The sequence below is a fragment of the Intrasporangium chromatireducens Q5-1 genome (assembly GCF_000576575.1).
GTDB lineage: Bacteria > Actinomycetota > Actinomycetes > Actinomycetales > Dermatophilaceae > Intrasporangium_A > Intrasporangium_A chromatireducens.
The window spans coordinates 1-1,165 of record NZ_AWQS01000489.1 but is presented as its reverse complement, the minus strand read 5'-3'; the positions used below and the strand labels follow the sequence as shown (position 1 = coordinate 1,165).

Annotated in this window: 1 protein-coding gene; it reads right to left on the bottom strand. The window is 69.7% G+C overall.

What is annotated here, in order from left to right; translation table 11 throughout:
* A partial coding sequence (locus N864_RS22420) for an IS3 family transposase (RefSeq protein WP_051518947.1) occupies window positions 1–964 on the bottom strand: 964 nt, incomplete at its 3' end.
* Between the last annotated feature and the right edge of the window lie 201 nt (window positions 965–1,165).

Sequence of the window (1,165 nt, the reverse complement as noted above, 5' to 3'; positions counted from 1 at the left end):
CCTCGCCGCGTCCTTCGTGTTCGTCGTCGGGCGTCACGTAGCCGATCCCGGAATGGAGCCGGACGCTGTTGTACTGGGCCCGGACGAGGTCGAGTTCGGCGCGCAACACGGCCGGGTCGTCGATCTGCAGCAGGTGCGGCCACTCGAGCTTGATGGTGCCGTTGAGCGACTCGATCCAGGCCTGGTCGGTCGGGGTGGACGGGCGACCGAAGTGTTGCGCGATGGCGAGCATGGCCATGAACTTGCGGGTGTCGCGGGCGATCATCTGGGAACCGTTGTCCGAGACGGCCAGCAGGATCGGGGAGGCCCCGTCGTCGTGGTCGGGGTCGAGCAGGCCCGCCTCGGTCAGGGCCTGGGCCCGCTCGAGGGCGGCATCGTAGAGGCCCTCGGCCTGCAGTGCCTGGGTGAAGGCGAGCTGGACCTGGGTGTGGGTCTCCTCGACCGACACCACGTGGTGGACCCACTTGCGTGAGACGAGGTCCTCGATGATCAGCACGGTCATCCCGCACCTGGTGAGGTGGGTCGAGTCGTAGATCCAGATCGAGTTGGGCGCATAGTCGGCCCACTCGGGGAACGGGCGACGTTCACCCTTGGGTGGGCGCGGCAGCGGGCGAAAGTGCTTGTCTGCCAAGACAAGCACTCGGCGCACGGTCGATGGCGACACCCAGAACAAGCCGAGATAGGAGCCGCGGTGCGCCAGCCGGCGATGCGACCGGTCGAGCTCGCCCCACTGCTCGAACAGGGCCAGGATCGCCTCGCGCTCCTCGTCCAGGATGCCGTGTACCGGTCCACCGCCGGGCGTGGCATCGGTGAGCCGGCCGACCTCGCGGCGGCGTAGCCAGCGCCGCGCCCGCCGCTCGGGCAGTTCGAGCGCCCGGCACGCCGAGCGCAGTGTCCACCCCGCCTCGAGCGCGGCATCGAGCAGGTCGAGCAACTCGGACTTGGTGGCCGCCGGGACTCGCACTGGGACCCGGCCACTTAGCCCCAGCCGTCTTTTCCCTCGACCAGCGTCAGCCGCACGGCCATCTCCTTGAGGGCCTCCGAGAGGCGAGCGACCTCAGCCTTGGCCGCCTCCAGCTCGTAGTCCCGAGGGCGGGAGGCGACACCCGGTTTGGACGCGGCCAGCGCCGCCAGGGCGCCCTAATGAGAGTTACCGGTTCGGCCC